This is a genomic window from Streptomyces hiroshimensis, from assembly GCF_014650335.1.
GTDB classification, from domain to species: domain Bacteria; phylum Actinomycetota; class Actinomycetes; order Streptomycetales; family Streptomycetaceae; genus Streptomyces; species Streptomyces hiroshimensis.
On record NZ_BMUT01000003.1, the window covers coordinates 525,296 to 541,438 of the forward strand.

General features: G+C 68.7%; 14 protein-coding genes and 3 pseudogenes. 6 read left to right on the forward strand and 11 right to left on the reverse strand.

Features of this window, described 5'->3' with window-relative positions; translation table 11 throughout:
- Nucleotides 1-409 precede the first annotated feature (409 nt).
- Nucleotides 410-595, forward strand: a pseudogene (locus tag IE241_RS34140) (serine hydrolase domain-containing protein); the annotation flags it as partial.
- On the opposite strand, the gene IE241_RS10670 reads toward IE241_RS34140, so the two are convergent.
- Together IE241_RS10670 and IE241_RS10675 are read right to left on the reverse strand one after the other, a co-directional pair.
- Nucleotides 529-1,377 (reverse strand): restriction endonuclease, encoded by an 849-nt coding sequence (locus tag IE241_RS10670; RefSeq protein ID WP_190021517.1) that lies wholly within the window; start codon nucleotides 1,375-1,377, stop codon nucleotides 529-531. The pseudogene IE241_RS34140 and the gene IE241_RS10670 overlap by 67 nt on opposite strands.
- A gap of 279 nt (nucleotides 1,378-1,656) precedes the next feature.
- A complete protein-coding gene (locus tag IE241_RS10675) occupies nucleotides 1,657-1,866 on the reverse strand; it encodes a hypothetical protein (protein WP_190021440.1) in 210 nt (69 codons plus the stop codon).
- Here IE241_RS10675 and IE241_RS10680 point away from each other — a divergent pair.
- Both IE241_RS10680 and IE241_RS10685 read left to right on the forward strand, forming a co-directional pair.
- Nucleotides 1,853-2,131 (forward strand): hypothetical protein, encoded by a 279-nt coding sequence (locus IE241_RS10680; protein ID WP_190021525.1) that lies wholly within the window; start codon nucleotides 1,853-1,855, stop codon nucleotides 2,129-2,131. The two genes, IE241_RS10675 and IE241_RS10680, sit on opposite strands and share 14 nt — an antisense overlap.
- 356 nt (nucleotides 2,132-2,487) lie before the next feature.
- The gene (locus IE241_RS10685; protein ID WP_229899072.1) at nucleotides 2,488-3,534 is read left to right on the forward strand and encodes a hypothetical protein; all 1,047 of its coding nucleotides are present in this window, start codon (nucleotides 2,488-2,490) and stop codon (nucleotides 3,532-3,534) included.
- 348 nt (nucleotides 3,535-3,882) lie between these two features.
- Here the strand turns inward: IE241_RS10685 and IE241_RS10690 are convergent, their stop codons facing one another.
- Entirely contained in the window at nucleotides 3,883-4,845 is a 963-nt protein-coding gene (locus IE241_RS10690) for a hypothetical protein (protein ID WP_190021441.1), read from the reverse strand.
- Here IE241_RS10690 and IE241_RS10695 point away from each other — a divergent pair.
- A complete protein-coding gene (locus IE241_RS10695) occupies nucleotides 4,832-5,218 on the forward strand; it encodes a hypothetical protein (protein WP_190021442.1) in 387 nt (128 codons plus the stop codon). The two genes, IE241_RS10690 and IE241_RS10695, sit on opposite strands and share 14 nt — an antisense overlap.
- Before the next feature lie 47 nt (nucleotides 5,219-5,265).
- Here IE241_RS10695 and IE241_RS10700 read toward each other — a convergent pair whose 3' ends face one another.
- Nucleotides 5,266-5,988: a hypothetical protein gene (locus IE241_RS10700; protein ID WP_229899075.1), complete on the reverse strand. Its 723-nt coding sequence runs from the start codon at nucleotides 5,986-5,988 to the stop codon at nucleotides 5,266-5,268.
- 337 nt (nucleotides 5,989-6,325) lie between these two features.
- Here IE241_RS10700 and IE241_RS10705 point away from each other — a divergent pair, with 337 nt between their 5' ends.
- Nucleotides 6,326-7,168, forward strand: coding sequence for a DUF4231 domain-containing protein (locus tag IE241_RS10705; protein ID WP_190021443.1), 843 nt, complete (start codon nucleotides 6,326-6,328; stop codon nucleotides 7,166-7,168).
- 285 nt (nucleotides 7,169-7,453) lie between these two features.
- Here IE241_RS10705 and IE241_RS10710 read toward each other — a convergent pair whose 3' ends face one another.
- From IE241_RS10710 to IE241_RS10720, 3 genes and pseudogenes are all read right to left on the reverse strand, one after another.
- Nucleotides 7,454-8,215: a hypothetical protein gene (locus IE241_RS10710; protein WP_190021444.1), complete on the reverse strand. Its 762-nt coding sequence runs from the start codon at nucleotides 8,213-8,215 to the stop codon at nucleotides 7,454-7,456.
- 108 nt (nucleotides 8,216-8,323) lie between these two features.
- Nucleotides 8,324-8,716 carry a hypothetical protein gene (locus IE241_RS10715; protein ID WP_190021445.1) on the reverse strand — a complete coding sequence of 131 codons (393 nt, stop codon included), beginning with the start codon at nucleotides 8,714-8,716 and terminating at the stop codon, nucleotides 8,324-8,326.
- Between the two features lie 505 nt (nucleotides 8,717-9,221).
- A pseudogene (locus IE241_RS10720) lies at nucleotides 9,222-9,446 on the reverse strand (macro domain-containing protein); the annotation flags it as partial.
- Between the two features lie 487 nt (nucleotides 9,447-9,933).
- On the opposite strand from IE241_RS10720, the gene IE241_RS10725 reads away from it, so the two are divergent.
- On the forward strand, nucleotides 9,934-11,382 hold the full coding sequence (locus IE241_RS10725; protein ID WP_229899101.1) for an MFS transporter: 1,449 nt from the start codon (nucleotides 9,934-9,936) through the stop codon (nucleotides 11,380-11,382).
- Here the strand turns inward: IE241_RS10725 and IE241_RS10730 are convergent.
- From IE241_RS10730 to IE241_RS10745, 4 genes and pseudogenes are all read right to left on the reverse strand, one after another.
- Nucleotides 11,264-13,213: pseudogene (locus IE241_RS10730) on the reverse strand (helix-turn-helix domain-containing protein); the annotation flags it as partial. The gene IE241_RS10725 and the pseudogene IE241_RS10730 overlap by 119 nt on opposite strands.
- 59 nt (nucleotides 13,214-13,272) lie before the next feature.
- The gene (locus IE241_RS10735) at nucleotides 13,273-14,076 is read right to left on the reverse strand and encodes a 3-hydroxybutyrate dehydrogenase (protein ID WP_229899104.1); all 804 of its coding nucleotides are present in this window, start codon (nucleotides 14,074-14,076) and stop codon (nucleotides 13,273-13,275) included.
- Between the two features lie 308 nt (nucleotides 14,077-14,384).
- Nucleotides 14,385-15,215, reverse strand: a complete 831-nt coding sequence (gene nadE / locus IE241_RS10740; RefSeq protein WP_308433665.1) for an NAD(+) synthase — start codon at nucleotides 15,213-15,215, stop codon at nucleotides 14,385-14,387.
- A 167-nt stretch (nucleotides 15,216-15,382) separates the two neighbouring features.
- Nucleotides 15,383-16,024: a GOLPH3/VPS74 family protein gene (locus tag IE241_RS10745; RefSeq protein ID WP_190021448.1), complete on the reverse strand. Its 642-nt coding sequence runs from the start codon at nucleotides 16,022-16,024 to the stop codon at nucleotides 15,383-15,385.
- Nucleotides 16,025-16,143 lie beyond the last annotated feature (119 nt).

Consider the following 16,143-nt stretch of genomic DNA (forward strand, 5'->3'; position numbering starts at 1 on the left):
GCTCGGCGACTGCCCCCGGACGAAGCCTGCGAAAGGATCACTAGGAGCGGAACGATCTTCAGGTCCCGGACAGAGCTGAGGAATTCCCCTCTCGTGAAGTCTTGCAACGGCTCGGCGAGACGCTGCGCGGCCGTGGCAGGCGTGGGGGGGGGGAGGGGCCTGCGGCTGGGGGTGACTGGGGGTGCGGAGGCGCGCTCAGCCTTAGATCCCTCTCTTCGCGGTGAGAGATCTGGCGTTCTGAGGGCGGTACGCCCTGGATCGCTAGTAGGTCTTGCTGTAGGTTGCCGGTCTCTGGCGGCAGGGTGGGACTGGGTCTTGACGGCCGGTCCGAGCGACTGCGTTTCGTTCGGACCGGCGTTCTCTCCTAGTGCCGGCGGATGTGTGCCGGTCAGAGGTGGGTGACGCTTTCCCCGCCCCCGGTACCGACCCCGCCGACCGCACGTATGTGCACTACGGGTTCACCGGTACCGGCATGTGGATCTCCCCCAAGCAGGGGACGTGGGCGGTCCTGCTGACGAATAAGCTCTGCTACACCCGTGACCGCCAGCCCCTAACCGACATCCGCAACACCTTCCGGAGCCTGGTCTTCGGCTGACCAGGCCGCCGCAGCGGCACCGCCCGCCGGGCGGCGGCACGGACCGCTGCCCGGCGCGCACCCCGGGGCCGCCGGGGCCGGGACGGGGCGTTGCGCGGGCGCGGGGTCTTCTCGAGAACCTCCCATAGCAGGCGGCCGTCCGCGGCCCACTGGCCGAGCTTCTTCCGGTCGACGAGGTGGAGGCCATGGGTCTGACCCCAGGTGAGGGCGTTGGAGGAGAAACGGCCGTTGGTGACCACGACCGCGAAGTCCGCTTTGTGAACCGACCCGGCGGTTCCCTTGACCTGCTGCAGTACCGGTGTGCCGGTCGCCGCTCCGCGGAGCCCGTCCCGCCGGTGCTTGCACTGCAGTGCCCACACCCGCCCGTCGGGGTCCACCCCACGGACGTCGCAGGCGTCATCATTGGCGCCGCCGAGCTGTTCGGCCCGAAAGCCGTCCCGGCGCATCAGGTCGCGTATCGCGATCTCGAACTCTCGATGGTGCAGAGCATCGATGTCCGGCAACTGCAGGCGTAGCCCGGGGCCCCGAATCCTGTCCCATTCCTCACGGATGTCGTTGCGTTCCTTGCCCCAGCAGGCGAGAAGGAACAGGGCCGGGGACAAGGCGGTAGCGAGGACCCAGTGGCGGTCCGACAGCCACAGGCACGCCACGATGAAGGCCACAGCCGCAGCGGTCCCCACGATGGCGAGGGCGGTGACAGCGAGCGCCCTAAGAACCGGGACCCCGAACACCAGCGGCTGCGTGCGCTGGGCCAGGCGGCGCGTCGCCGTCGGCCGGTACATCACCACCGCCCACCACCCTGCCGAACCGGGCAAGATCGGAGCCGGCGGGCCCGGCCGGCGGTGGCACTTCGCCTCCTCTCCCGTACCCTGCGGCTCTTCCTCGCACTGCTGTCGACAACAACCACGTGCACCCCCAAGAGAGTTGACGGCACTGGCACCGGAGGAACCAGCACACCACAGGCCTCTGACAACCTGCGGCCGTCACCGCAAAGTAGAAGGGGCGCCAGCGCTGCCGGGTTGCGTCAGCCCGCCCGGGCGGACGGTGTTGCGGGCGGGTGGTCAGTGACGAGCGGGCGGCCTCGGCTGGGTGGGCAGTACGCGCACGCGCGGGTCAGGCCGGGCGAGCTGCTGGCGAAGCTGCCGGTTCTCCATCTGCAGCTGGTGCAGTGCGCCGACGAGATTGTCGACATCCGCCCGCAGCTGGGTGAGCTCCTCGGCGTCGGCGGCCCGGAGCTCTTTGAGCTTGGTGATCTGCTTGCGCAGCCTCATCTCGCTGCCGGGCGTCTGGCCGCGGGCACGGCGCTCCAACGGCGCTCTGACCATCGTCGCCCTCGCCACCGAGGCTAGTGTTCCCCGCAACGCGCTCACCCAGCGCCACCTGGACCTGAAGAACGCATTCTTCAACAGCGTCGATCACGGTGCCAGCGAAGGCGGGGGCCTGTGCGGCGGCGTGGATGGCACGGCGGGCGGCCGGGCCGGACATCCCGGCGCCGTCTTCCAGGTCGGCGTGGAGCGTGGTGAGGGCGTCGGCTGAGGCGCGGGCGGTCTCAATGTCCAGGAAGTCGTGGATGCTGTCCCGGCTGCGGGATAATGGTGGAGTCGGGTATTGGAACTCCCCGCATGCCTCGGCCAAGGACGCAGCAAAGCGGGGCGCTGGTAGTCGAAGACGCCTCGACCAGCCTGGCGATGCTTGGGTACGGGCACAGAGTGACCTCGTGACCATGGTACTGGCCGTAACACGAACGAAGATTGAGCCGCGGAATCTGCAGGACGGACGCCAAGGGTTCAAGGAACTTGTCACGACGTGTTCGGCAGCCTTGAACCGTCTGGCGCGGCCGGTCGCGACGCTGCCCTGCCCATAAGGCTCGCCAGCTGGTCTAGGGTCGGCCCGTGTCACAGACCGACGATCAGAACGAGATACCAGGCTTCCTCTACCAGTGGGACCGCGACCAGGCGCTCACCCAGGACCGATGCTTCCTGTGCGGGGCCGACCTTGCCGGAGGCCGGACCGACGAGCATGTCTTCCCCCAGTGGCTGCTGCGGCGGTGCGACCTGTGGAACGAGAAGATCACACTGCTCAACGGCACCCTGATGCCGTACAAGCAGATGAAGATTCCCTGCTGCAGCACCTGCAACAACGAACACTTGTCCCGCATCGAACAAGCCGTGGGCGACGCCTTCGCCGAGGGCCCCGAAGCGGTTGCGGCCCTGGACGCCACCACCCTGTTCCTGTGGATGGGCAAGATCTACTACGGCCTCATGTTCCGGGAACTGTCGCTCCTCGCTGACCGGCGCGACCCGCAGGGCGGCTCCATCGTTTCGCCCGAATTCCTGACCACCTTCCGCATGCACCACCTGCTGCTGCAGGCGGCCCGCGGCGCCGTACGCTGGCAAAAAGATCAGCATCCGGCCTCCGTGTTCGTTTTCCAGGCGCAGGAGCCCACCGACCCGCGCCACTGCTTCGACTACGTGGACATCATCAACTTCCCGTTCTTCGCCATCAGAGTCGGAGCGACCGCCGTCGTCGCCGTGCTCCAGGACTGGGGTGCCCTTGCCCAGGCCGTGACTGTCCCGGCTTTCGAGGCGGCCCGACAACTCGTCCTCCACCCACAGCAGTTCCATGAGGTGGCTGCCCTGGCCGCCTATATGACCACCCTGTTCAACCGCGTCCCCAAGCACCTTCTGTATGCAGGTGAGAACCACGTCGATGTCATGACGCTGCCCCTCCAGGGCATGTCCACCAAGTTCGTCTTCGATCCCTTCGACGTGGGTGACTACGCACAGGTTCTGTCCCATGTCACGGGTCAGCCCCTCGAGGAGCTGTACGACGGACGCAACATCGTCACCCTCCTGCGGGACGGGGACAACCAGCCGTGGGCCGTTCCATGGCCTGCCGACGAACGCCAGTACCCCGACATCCGGCTCATGCAGCGCTGACTTGCACAGCAATTCCCGCAGGCCGACAGGAGCAGCTCACGGCATGCGGCCTGCACCCGAGCCGCAAGGCCGCGGTCGGCGTCGGGAGCGTCGACGTCGTGCCGGCGATGCCGGCGCCGGCAAGGGAACGGATCTCGCCAGCGGCGCGGAGGTGGTCTGCCCGGCGGCGGAGCGAGGAGGGCACGGTGAGCCCTTCGGTGCTGCCCCGCCGGCTGGAGGACCACATGGTGCGGATCAAGAACGATCATGAAGGGCGAAGTGGGTGCCCCGCACCCTCTGCCGGCGCCACGGAGCATCCGGGATGTCTCCTGCGCCCGGTCCAGTCCTCCCCGGACCGGTACACCGACGCTACAACTGCGCGGCGCACCCCTCGTCTGCGATACGCCCGTCATCCCTGCCCAGCTGCGAGAAAGAGACTTCACCGGCATGCTCGTCGTGCCTGCAGCGCAGCAGCAGGCACGGGAGTCGGGTGGAGCAGTCGGGCAGCTTGTCGGGGCGGCGTCGTGCGCCGAGGATGGCGGGATGATCGAACGTGACCATGCGCCGAACGCCGGGACGGGACTGCTCGGAGCGAACTTCAGTCGTCGCAGCCGTCTGGAACCGACCGACGACCGGGCCAGGGCCGGGCGGTGGATCGCCATCGACGAGTCCGGCTACCACGGCGATCAGCTGCACGGCGGCGACCGCTACATGATCCTGGGCTCGGTGGCCATTGATGACGCCGATGCTGCCGCCATCGTGGACACCCTGCGTGTCAAGGCGGGGATCCAGAAGTCCGCGACAGAGCTGAAGTTCCAGAAGATGTTCGCCGGCCCGGCTGCGGGCCGGCGCCGTCACCTCCTGGGCGACCTGCTGGCACCCGGTGGTCCGCTCCATGACCGCGCCTCGGTATACGTGATCGACAAGCACTACTTCGTCGCGGCCAAACTTGTCGACCTCCTGCTGGAGGAGCGGTTCAACGCCATGGGCATCGACATCGTCATGAACGGCGTCGCCCGGCAGTTCGCCCTGGACCTGGCCACCGAAGGCCCCCGGGCGATGGGCAGCGACGGCTTCGACCGACTCATCGCCACCGCCGTGGGCTTCTTCTCCAAGAAGAACCGTACGGGCGACCATGTCACCGTCGACGACCTCTTCACCGTCATCCAGCAGTGCCACGCCTACGCCCGCCGCCGTAAAGCCCCTGCAGGCGAACAAGGCGACACGGGTCCTGGAGATACTGCGAGAACCCGCGCCGAAGCCGAAGCCTTCGCCTGTGAACGTCCGGCCGAGGCCCACCGATCCGCTCGTCACCGCCGTGCCGACAGTCATTCTCCACGCCTCGATCCGCTACGGCGGCAAGCTCCAGGTCCTTGCGGACGACCAACGGCTGCTGACCGACGACAAACTCGACGTCCTGGAACGCGGGGCGACAGCCGTGGGCCTGGTGCAAAGGTTGATCAAGCAGAGCCACCTTCAGAGCCTGGTCCGCGGCCGTTCGGTGGACCACCTCTCCCTCCAGCTTGCCGACCTGATGGCAGGCGCCGGCCGGGCGGTTGCGCGATGGCACGCCAGCCAGGACGACCCCGCCGGCCAGGACCTCCACCCCATGGTGGCGGCACTCGTGGACCCCGGCGGCCTGCTCATGGACGAGATGCCTGACGATTTCACGCGAGTCGACACCGTCCGCGCGCAACACCGCTGACGCCGCCCGCCGCCGTAGCCCTCGAATCGAACAGGCGGCGCGAGGCGCTACGAGGGAATGTCCGGCTTGCTAAGGACAGGGTTCCAGGCGAACCACTCGAGGACGTCGGCGCCCAGCTCCCAGGGCGACTCCAGCAGAAGCTGGCCCGCCGTATTGATGTCCGCGGTGACGCGGTCGGGCGCCGGCCCGATGCGCTCCATCAAGTCGCCCCACTTGTGGAGGAACTCCTCATCCTCGCCGCGCAGCCGGCGCAGGGCCGCTTCCACGCAGGTCGGCCACTGCGGCATGCCATAGTGATCAATATGGGTGCCGATCTGAGGAGCTGCGGCGAAGACGAGGAAGTCCTCCGGCTCCAGCATCTCCTCAAAGTACGCGAACTGGTCGATGCGCTTCTTCACGTGCTTCTGGATCTCTCCGAGGTAGCCCCAGCCGAAGTCCGTGAGCGTTCCGCCGCATCCGGGCCACTCGGTGTCGCGGTCCAGGATCAGACGCTCCAGCCCGTACAGACGGTACTGACGCGTCGATCCCAACACATCGAATGCCTGCCGGGTGAGCCAGGTGTTGCGGGCGAACATCACCCCGTCAGGCATGTCTTTGCGTCGACTGGTCGGCCGAGCGGCATGCGCGTCCTCGACCGGGCCATTACGCCACACAGACAGAACCAGTCCGTGAGCAGCAGCCCAGCGCAGACCGTCATCGACAGCGAAGACCCCCATCTCCCCAAGCTTCTGCCGCCCCCAGACCATGGCTTCCTCAAGCTCCGCCTTCACCGACCGCCCCTCCCCGCGTTCCTTGACCCACCGACGAGCCTCCTTCGGGCGGTCTCAGAATGCTGACGCCTCGCGGGAGGATCGGCAGATCCTACGTTCTCCCACTGACAACGCGGCCAGCATCACGGCAGGGGCCGTTACGGCTGAGCCGACGGAAACGAAGCCACGCAGGGTCCGAAGATCGCGTTGTGGCCAACTGATGCAACTCCACCCCCTGCGCAAGGCCGTGGCCCTATCGTGCCGATACGCCGACGAAGACGATCTGCCTGCGGGCTTGCCGCGCTGAAGATCGAGGCCGAGGCGGGACCGGGAAGAGTAAAACGGTAGGGGGAGATGGATGTCGGCTCCGCTGTCACTAGGGCCAGCCGCACGCCTGCGCGAGCATAACGAGCGGGTTCTGCAGTGGCGTCAGCATATTCGGGACGTCAGGTTCAGGCAGCGCCTGATGTACAGCTTCGGTGCGGGTGGCGTGCTCTGCGTCCTTGGCGTCGCTGTCCCCACAGCGCTGACGTGGCGCCGTTTCGACATGGCCCCCATCAACACGGTGCTCATCCTCCTGGGCGTCGTATGTGTCATCGGGTTCGTCGGGTCCTCGTGGATAGAAACGATCAGGCACGCAGGCCCGCAGCCCGGGACACCCGGCGACCGGCTCACCCGCGAGGAACTGGAGCTGAATCTCGAAGTCGCAATCGAGAACCGGCTCATCGATGCCGCTCCGCTCGACATCCCGATCCGCAACAGGCAGTTCGCCTACAGCGAGTCCATCCCCGAGGAGCTGGATCAGCTACGCAAGGAGAGCCACCGCTACCGTCGGCGGCACAACTTCTTCCAGCTCTTGATCATCGTCGGTTCGATCGCCAACGCTGGGGCACAAGCGTTCAGCGACACCGCCCAGCCACTCAAATCGATCATCATCGGCCTGACCATGCTGGTCGCCATCTGCGCGGGAATCACCGGGTACTACAAGTTCCGCGAACGCAGCTTCAACCTGCAGCAGACAGCGGACTCGATCGAGGAGCACGCCAACGCCTTCCACCTCGCTCTGCCGCCCTACGACAGTGCAGACCCTGCAGCCAACCTCGCCCTGCTCACCGCCAGAGTCGAAACCCTCAGGGTGGAGCAAAGGCGCCGGGAACAACAACTGGACCAGCCGCCCGAAGCTCGCGAACCGGCCGTCTGATACTCCGTCGAAGCCGCCCGGCAAGGTCTGCCGCATGGCCGAGGGGCCCGGGCCGCAGCCCCGCGAGCAGGTCGTCCGACTGATCACCGGCGATGAGGACCTTCGGCATGGCCTGCGCCACTGCGGACAGCACAGCCCCGTACATAGCTGAGAGACGGCCAGAGCAAGGCGGACCGGCCGGCCGTTGCCGCCTCGTTCACGTTCGTGGCGGCAACGGCTACAGGCAATCTCTCTCCCGCCGGCCCCAGGCGGCCCGGCGAGCAGCCGGGGCAACAGCCCCCGGCCTCACTCGCCCCGCTGTTTCAGCGGGATGGGAGAGTCGAAGACGTCGACGACGAACTCCGAGGTTCCGCTGCCCTCGAAGTCGACGTCGTAGCGGCTGTGCAGCAGCGTGTGGATCCGCACCCACCGGCCCTGATCCGTCGCATCCACCGCAACCTGGAGCGCGCCACGCACAGGACCGACACTGCCGGTCATCTGCCTACTCGTCCAGGTCCGTGCGAGCTTCGCCCCTTCAGGCAGGGCCCAGGTACGCGGCTCGGCGCTGGCCCGCACGGAAACCTCGTCGTTGAGCAGCCGGATGACCCACCCGACGCCGCCATCGCGCAGCCTCTCATTCGACATGCGGATCCCGAGTCCGATCATGTAGGCACTTTCGAGGTACTCCTCAAGTTCCGCGTCGATCTGCGAGAAGTACACCGCCTCACGGACGACCTCCACCGGCCCGTACTCGGTGAAGGCCCCCATCACCGGTTCGCACCGGTTCCTGAGGTACTGCTGTGCGGCCATGCGCACCGGTTTCGGGACACGGTCCAGCACCTTTCCGAGAGCGCTGTCGTCTCGGTCGTACAGGAAGGAGTTGAGCGCGCTGACCAGTTCCCCGGTCAGGTGCAGATCGCCCGCTCCCAGTGTGGTCACTGCCTCCAGCTCGTCTGCAGGACTCCTTACAAGGGCGAACACCCTGCTGCGCCCGGGGCTGGTGTGGGCGATGAACGAATGGATCATCTCTGTCTCACATCGCATCTCAGGAGCGGTCCCGGCACGCACACGTGCTTGGGCCGCAGAAGAATGAGGGAACCCTGGCATCCGATGTGTCGCACGAGCTACTGGTTCGTCCGCGTGGATCGGAGGTGAGGTGCTGTCGGACCCGGCGCTTCAGCCCGGGATCCGCATGGCTGTCGGCAGCCTACACCTCGTGGTGTCAGCGGCGACAACGGTGCGAGCGTCATCTCCCAGACGCGGGACCTGGGATGCGTCTGCGAACTGGTCGGCCTTGGCCAGTTCGAAGGCGAGGCTGGAGGCGTGCTGGAACGCGGACAGCGTACGGTCGCCGCGCCCCGTCTCTGACCACAGCCGCCCCACACCCAGCAGCGCGTCGATGAGCCGGCGAGTGGGGCGGACATCCTTGCGGATGATCTGCTTCCACTCGCGCGCCGCCGACGCGCAGACTCGGCGGGCCTGTTCGAGCTGTCCCAGGTTGTACAGCCGCAGCCCCAGGACCTCGAGGCATTCGGCGTAGGCGGGCTGGCAGCGGCGGGGCGGCGTCATCTCGTGAAGTGTCGGCGATGCGTGAATCCGCCATCCCCACGCGCTGACCCGCGCAGCCATCACCTTCGCAGCGCCCCTCCCCTTGGCCGCCACACTCACCACAGCAGTCGAGACGGCCTCCACCTGATGATGCTCGGCTCTTGAGGCACCGGAGTTTCTCGGCGCACCAGTCTCAGTACGCTAGGACCATCACGCTGAGTAGCCCACGATTCAGCTGATGGAGCGTCAGCAAAGTCAGCGTTAGGTCAGCATCAGTACCGTCACAGACCGCCACCGACCGCCAGAGCCTGTCAAGATCAACCACCCCCTTCACCACGGCTGACCTGCGGAAATGCAGGTCAGCGACCTCACCGCCCGTTCCTGGAGGAGACCCACATGAAAATGCTCACCAACGTCCCCGAAAAGCAACCCGTCAGGATGCCGCTGCCTGATGGCGTGGTGGCATCCCAGCGGCTCTGAAGGGGGCTCAGGTCGGGCAATGGTTCCCGGCGGAGAGGCAGGTCAGTCACCTCACCTGTGCGGCGAATGCCTCGTACGCCTGCTCGCCAAAGAGGACGAAGCGGACCTCCTCCACCGACGTCGGCGTCTGCCGCACCGTCTCGACCGCAATGCGGGCCGCGTCCTCCACGGGCCATCGATAGACACACGTGGAGATCGCCGGGAACGCCACTGTCCGCGCACCCAGCTCGTCCGCGACCCGCAGGGACTCCCGATAGCAGGAGGCCAACAGCACCTACGTCCGGCGAACTCTTCCTGACGCGACATGCAGAGCGGGACGTCTTGCACTGAAGATCCGAGCCAGGCGATCCGCCGGGCCCGCACTCCACGCCTCGGGCAATCACATCCACGGAAGAACACCTTCGCCCGCTCGGCAGCGGGGTGATGCGCGCCGAATGCCCTAGTTCAACGCTGCGTAGTCAGCACCAAGTCAGCACGGGAGAGGTGACCAGGGGTGCTGACGTGGGATTTTAGTCAGCACCAAGTCAGCACGGGAGTCAGCACCTGAGTGCCAGATCATCCCAATCACGACATTACTCCGCGCCGGATTCCTAAATCGAGTTGAGTGATCCACAGGGCCCGCAGGGCCCCCTCATGGGTGCTGCCCTCACACCCCGCCTCCGAAGTGTGGCCCCCCACCATATAGGCCCCCTGACCTGCCCCTTCCTACGGTGTGGCAACGCAATGACGCGTCCCTCGCCCACCCGGAAGTGATGACCATGGCTGCCCCTCCCCTACTCACCCCAACTCCCAACTCGCTCTCCAGAATCGTCGTCGCGAGCCTCATCGGGACCACTATCGAGTGGTACGACTTCTTCCTTTACGGTTCTGCTGCCGCGCTCGTCTTCAACAGGCTCTTCTTTCCCGGGTCCGATCCCCTCGTCGGGACTCTGCTCTCCTTTCTCACCTACGCCGTCGGCTTCGTCGCGCGGCCCGTCGGGGCGTTGGTGTTCGGGCACTTCGGGGATCGGCTCGGGCGGAAGCGGTTGTTGGTGGTGAGTTTGGTGATGATGGGGGGTGCTACGTGTGCCATCGGGGTGTTGCCCACTCATGCTGCCGTCGGGTCGCTGGCGCCCGTGTTGCTGACGTTGCTCCGGCTCGTTCAGGGGTTTGCGCTGGGTGGGGAGTGGGGTGGGGCCGTGTTGCTGGTGTCCGAGCACGGGGATGCGCGGCGGCGGGGGTTCTGGGCTGCTTGGCCGCAGACCGGGGCTCCTGCCGGGCAGTTGCTCGCCACCGGGGTGTTGTCCGCGCTGACGGCGCTGTTGTCCGAGGCGGCGTTTGCGTCGTGGGGGTGGCGGGTGCCGTTTCTGTTGTCGGGGCTGCTGGTGATCGTGGGGCTGTGGATCCGGCTGTCGGTCGACGAGTCGCCGGTCTTCAAGGCCGCCCTCGCGCGGGCCTCGGCGGGTGAGACGGAGAAGCCCCCGCTCGTCGCGGTGCTGCGGGACCACTGGCGTGACGTCCTGGTCGCCATGGGTGCCCGTATGGCGGAGAACATCAGTTACTACGTCATCACCGCCTTCATCCTCGTCTACGCCACCGAGCACACCCAGCTGGCCAAGCAGACCGCCCTCAACGCCGTACTCGTGGGCTCCGCCGTGCACTTCGCGGTCATTCCCGCGTGGGGCGCCCTCTCGGACCGGATCGGGCGGCGGCCCGTGTATCTGATCGGAGCCGCGGGCGTGGGGCTCTGGGCCTTTCCGTTCTTCGCGCTCGTGGACTCCGGGAGTTTCGGCGGGCTCGTGGCCGCGGTCACGGTCGGGCTGGTCCTCCACGGGGCCATGTACGCGCCCCAAGCGGCCTTCTTCTCGGAGATGTTCGCGACCCGGATGCGGTACTCGGGCGCCTCGATCGGTGCGCAGTTCTCCTCCGTGGCCGCCGGGGCACCGGCCCCGCTGATCGCCACCGCGCTGCTCGCGGAGTACGACAGCGGCACGCCGGTCGCCGTGTACGTGATCGCCGCCGTCGTGGTCACGGTGGTCGCGGTCGGTCTCGCGCCGGAGACGCGCCACCGTGACCTCGGTGGTCTGCCCGACGATCCGACGGCGGCGACGGCGCCGCAAGACGGTGCAGCCGCAGCGCCAGCTGGATCTCCAGGGACCGGGCGGGCGTCTGCCAGTCCGCGCCCAGCAGGCAGCCGACGCGGTCCAGGCGCTGGGCGACGGTGTTGACGTGCACGTGGAGGGCGTCCTTGGTGCGGGCCGGGCTCATGCCGCCGGCGAAGTACGCGTCCAGGGTGGGGATGAGTACGGTGCCGCGCCGTGTGTCGTAGTCGACGACGGGCCCGATGGTGCGGGCCACGAATCGGTCGATGCGGTCTCCTCCCCCGCCCCCGCTGCCCGCCTCGGCGAGCAGCAGGCCCACGAAGCCGAAGTCGTCGGCCGCCGCGCCCTCCCCGTCCCGGCCGAGCACGTGCAGCACGTCGAGGCAGCGCCTCGCCTCAGCGTACGCGCCGGCCACGGCCCCGGGGTCGGCCGCCGGAGCGGGTACGGGCGCGGAGGCGCCCACCGTGACGCCGGCCGGGACCGCGGCGCCCAGCTGCCGGGCGGCGCGGCGGGCCTCCTCGGACGCGCTGTGCCGCCCGTCGTGAGGCAGCAGGAGCACCGTGCCGCCGTCCCTGGCCGCGGCCAGGCCGTGCCGGGTCGCCGCCAGATGGGACGCCGCGGACCACAGTCGCTGCCGGTGGTCGGCGGACGGGGCTCCCTCCGCAAGGCCCGAGCCGGGATCCGGCGCCGTAGCCTCTGCGCCCTCCGCCACTCTCGCCGCCAGCACCACGTGCGGCGTGTCCAGGTCCGCGCGCAGGCGTGCGGCCCGCTCCCTCAGGAGGCGCGGGTCGCGGCCGGGCGCGTCGAGGAGGTCGTCGAGCAGCTCGCCCCGTACCCGCTGTTCGGCCTCACCGGCCTGGCGGCCGGCGAGTTGCAGCAGTGAGGTGACCATGGCCGCCCGTTCCAGGGTGCGCTGGTCGACGGGGTCGAGTGCGGGGTGCCCGTGCAGGACGAGGGCCCCGAGGAGTTCGCCGCCTGCGGAGACGGCGGCGTACCAGCCGTCCTCGTGGCGTACGGCACGAGAGCGGTCCACGGCGGCCGCGGGGCACTGATCCGCCTCCAGGAAGGTGACCTGCCCGCCCAGGCTCTCCGCGACGGCCGCGGCGACGTCGTGTACGTCGCCGCCGTGCAGCACGAGCGCGGTCAGCCGGTCATGGACGTCGGAGGCGCGCTCGATGACGGCGCTGCGGTCGCGGATGATCTCGTTCGCGGCCTCCAGACCGGCGAGGGCGGAACGCGTCTCGGCCAGCAGGTTCGCCGTGTCGATGGCGACGGCGGCGTGTGCGGCGAAGGAGGCGAGGAGCGCCGTCTGCCCGCGTTCGAATGCCCGGGCGCGGCGGTCCGCCGCGAAGAGCACCCCGATGACGCGGCTGCCGAGCTTGAGCGGCACGCCGAGGATCGCGACCAGGCCCTCGTCGCGGACGCCCGAGTCGATGGCCCGGGTGTGCTGGAAGCGAGGGTCGTCGAAGTAGTCGTCGGTGACGTAGGGGCGGGCGGTCTGTGCGACGAGTCCGCCCAGCCCCTCCCCCATTCCGAGCCGTAACTGCTGGAAGCGGGCCGAGCCCGAGCCGTCGGTGACGCGCATGTACGTGTCGCCGGCGGCCGCGTCGTGCAGGGTGAGGTACGCGACGTCCGTGCCCAGCAGGGTGCGGGCCCGCTGCACGATGGCGTGGAGCACCGCGTCGAGGTCGCGGAGGCCGGCGAGGTCGTGGGCGGTCGCGAAGAGGGCCGACAGCTCGGCCTCGCGCCGCCGCCGGTCCTCCAGCTCGGCCCGTACGCGCAGGGCGAGGTGCTTGGCGCGGTCGAGGGCGGCGATCCGGTCCGGCGTTGCCCCGTCGGCGCGGGCGCGCAGCACCGGATGCTCGTACTCCCCGGCGGGCGCGCCGCGCGCGAGCAGCGCGAGGTACGGGGTCTCGGTCTCGGCGTGATCGGCGTGATCGGCGTGATCATCGGACATGCGCACAGGATTACCGCCGCCGTCCGGCGGCGCGCCAGCGACCGGTGAGCGCTGCTCGTTCAGTGGGCGGTCCATCCGCCGTCCATCGTCAAAGTGCTGCCGGTGATGAAGGAGGCGTGCGGTCCGCACAGGTAGGCGACCGCCTCGGCGACCTCGCCGGGCTCGATGAGGCGTTTGACGGCCGAGTCCGCCAGGAGGATCCCCGTCAGGACGCTCTCGACGGGTATGTCGTGAAGGGCAGCCTGGTCGGCGAGCTGCTTCTCGACGAGGGGGGTGCGCACGTAGCCGGGGCTCACACAGTTGGATGTGACTCCGTGGGGCGCTCCTTCGAGGGCGGTGACCTTGGACAGTCCTTCCAGGCCGTGCTTGGCGGCGACGTAGGCGGACTTGTAAGGGGAGGCCCGCAACCCGTGCACGGAGGAGATGTTGACGACGCGGCCCCAGCCCCGTTCGTACATGTGCGGCAGGGCGCCCCTCAGCAGCCTGAAGGGCGCTTCCAGGAGGAGAGTGAGGACGGCGCGGAACTCCTCGGGCGGGAAGTCCTGGATAGGGCGTACGAGCTGGGTACCGGCGTTGTTCACGAGGATGTCGGCGCCGGCGGCCGCCTGCTCGGCGGCATCGAGGTCGGTGAGGTCGAGGAGCACTCCCTCGACGGCCCCGGGCAGGCTCGCCGCCCGTGCGCGGAGGGCGTCCAGGCCGGGAGCGTCACGGTCCAGGGCACGCACCCGGGCTCCGGCGGCGGCCAGTCGCAGGGCGCAGGCGGCTCCGATGCCGCCCGCGGCCCCGGTGACGAGCGCGGTGCGTCCGCGCAAGTCGAGTGCGGTGCGCACCGGGTGAGGCTGTGGGGCGGACGAAACAGACAGGACGGCAGAGATGGAAGGGCCGGAAGGGTCGGACGAGGAGGGGTCCGGAAGGCTCCGTGGATTCTCCGGACTCGGGGAGTGGGGCGCGGTCATGCCCGCACCCTAGGCCGGGGCGACGACCGGCCCGATGTGGTGCGCAACCACAGTGTCATCCGGTTCCATGGCGCTGAAAGACATACGGTCCGCAGGCCCCAGGACGCCCGGCCGTCGCACTGGACATCGTCATGCTGATGGGTCAGACGGCCGGGGTCGTCTTTGCGCGCTCCGGGCTCGGGCTCATGACAGCCACAGAACCCGCCGAGCAGGCCTTAGGGAGCGATCGGCAGCTGACGCTTGTGGTCGGTAAGGCGGTAGCGGGTGACGATCGTTTCGAAGGCCCGCTCCCCCACCGGCTTGCCCTCCAGGAAGTCGTCGATGTCGTCGTAGGTGACCCCGAGCGCGTCCTCGTCGGCCTTGCCCGGGTCGAGGGTCTCCAGGTCGGCCGTCGGGGTCTTCCACACCAGCTCGGCGGGCGCGCCCAGCGCGTCCGCGACGGCGCGCACCCGGCGCTTGGTCAGGCCGGTCAGCGGGACCAGGTCGGCGGCGCCGTCGCCGAACTTGGTGAAGAAGCCGGAGACCGCCTCGGCGGCGTGGTCGGTGCCGACGACCAGGCCGTCGTGCGCGCCCGCCACCGCGTACTGGGCGATCATGCGCTGCCGGGCCTTGATGTTGCCGTGTACGAAGTCCTGGTGGTGGGCGTCGCGGAAGTTCACGCCGGCGGCCAGCGCGGCGTCGGACGCGGCGTCGCTCGCGGGCTTGATGTCCACGGTCAGCACGTGGTCGGCCCGGATGAAGGAGAGCGCGAGCTGGGCGTCGGGCTCGTCGGCCTGGACGCCGTAGGGCAGCCGCATCGCGTAGAACCGCGCCTCGTGGCCGGCGGCCCGGGCCCGCTCGACGGCGAGCTGGCACAGCCGGCCGGCGGTGGTGGAGTCGACGCCGCCGCTGATGCCGAGCACGAGGGAGCGCAGACCGGTGGAGGTCAGCCGCTCGGCGAGGAAGGCCACCCGGCGTTCGATCTCCCGCTCGGCCTCGAAGGTCTCGGCGACCTCCAGTTCCCGGGCGATCTCCTGCTGCAGGGCGATGGACGCCGGCTCGCTCACGTCTGCTCCTTGTTCCGGTTCACGATGTGCTGTCGTCCACCTTAGCCAGGGGGTGTCCGAGGGATCAGGGCAGGCGTCGGGAGAGGCGCCGAGGGACACCGAGGGACACCGAGGGATGCCGAGCGATGTCGGCGATGCCGAGGCATACCGACGGATACCGAGCGATGTCAGTCGCCTCGCCAGATGTTGTCGAAGGCGGCCTGCTCGATGGCACGCCGTTGCCGTAGGGCCTCCAGCTGCATCAGCGCATCGATCACAGCAGCGAGGACGGTGTCCACGGCATCATCGTCCGTACTCGAAAAGCCGGCAGCGTCTTCTCCGCCCTCGCCGTTTTCTCCGCCCTCACCGCCCTCGCCTTGGATCCCGATGGCTTCTGCAAGGGCGGTCAGGATGGGCTCACCCGATGCCCTGCGGTCCGCCGCCGCGCGACGCTCCGAGGAATCGGCCAGCACGAGGGGTCCGGCCCTGAAGGACATCCCACGGCGCTGCCGGCTGAGCAGCCCTTCCGCTTCCAGCGCCTGCAGATAGGCCGCGGACAGGTCCCGGCCTCTGCGCCACAGCCAGTCGCCGACCGACTCGTACGGCGGCACCTCGCGGACAAGCGACGATGCGGCCTGTTCAAGCAGGGGGTCGGCTGTGGTGGGCCGGGGGCCCGGCACGATGTGATCGCCGTCCAGGGTGACGGCCCGGCAATCGAGGAGATCGATCACCTCGGCTCCTGCGAGGGCGAGCGACAGGTCGCCTTGTTCCACGGGTCGGTCGGGTGCCGCGTCCATGGCGATGATCATCAGGTCCCGTGATGTGGTCATGGATCAGGTTCGCCTCGAAACAGTCGAAGGGGGCGTTCTACCGGCCCGCGGTCGTCCTCGGTCAGCTTCGGTCGTCCTCGGTCGGCCACGTACTACGCCCGGCCTGCACGCCATACCCC

Coding starts and splice junctions, on each gene's coding strand:
- IE241_RS10670 (WP_190021517.1), bottom strand. CDS start 1,377: ATGTACCGGCCGACGGCGACGCGCCGCCTGGCCCAGCGCACGCAGCCG.
- IE241_RS10675 (WP_190021440.1), bottom strand. CDS start 1,866: ATGAGGCTGCGCAAGCAGATCACCAAGCTCAAAGAGCTCCGGGCCGCC.
- IE241_RS10690 (WP_190021441.1), bottom strand. CDS start 4,845: ATGACTGTCGGCACGGCGGTGACGAGCGGATCGGTGGGCCTCGGCCGG.
- IE241_RS10705 (WP_190021443.1), top strand. CDS start 6,326: ATGTCGGCTCCGCTGTCACTAGGGCCAGCCGCACGCCTGCGCGAGCAT.
- IE241_RS10715 (WP_190021445.1), bottom strand. CDS start 8,716: ATGACGCCGCCCCGCCGCTGCCAGCCCGCCTACGCCGAATGCCTCGAG.
- IE241_RS10725 (WP_229899101.1), top strand. CDS start 9,934: ATGGCTGCCCCTCCCCTACTCACCCCAACTCCCAACTCGCTCTCCAGA.
- IE241_RS10745 (WP_190021448.1), bottom strand. CDS start 16,024: ATGACCACATCACGGGACCTGATGATCATCGCCATGGACGCGGCACCC.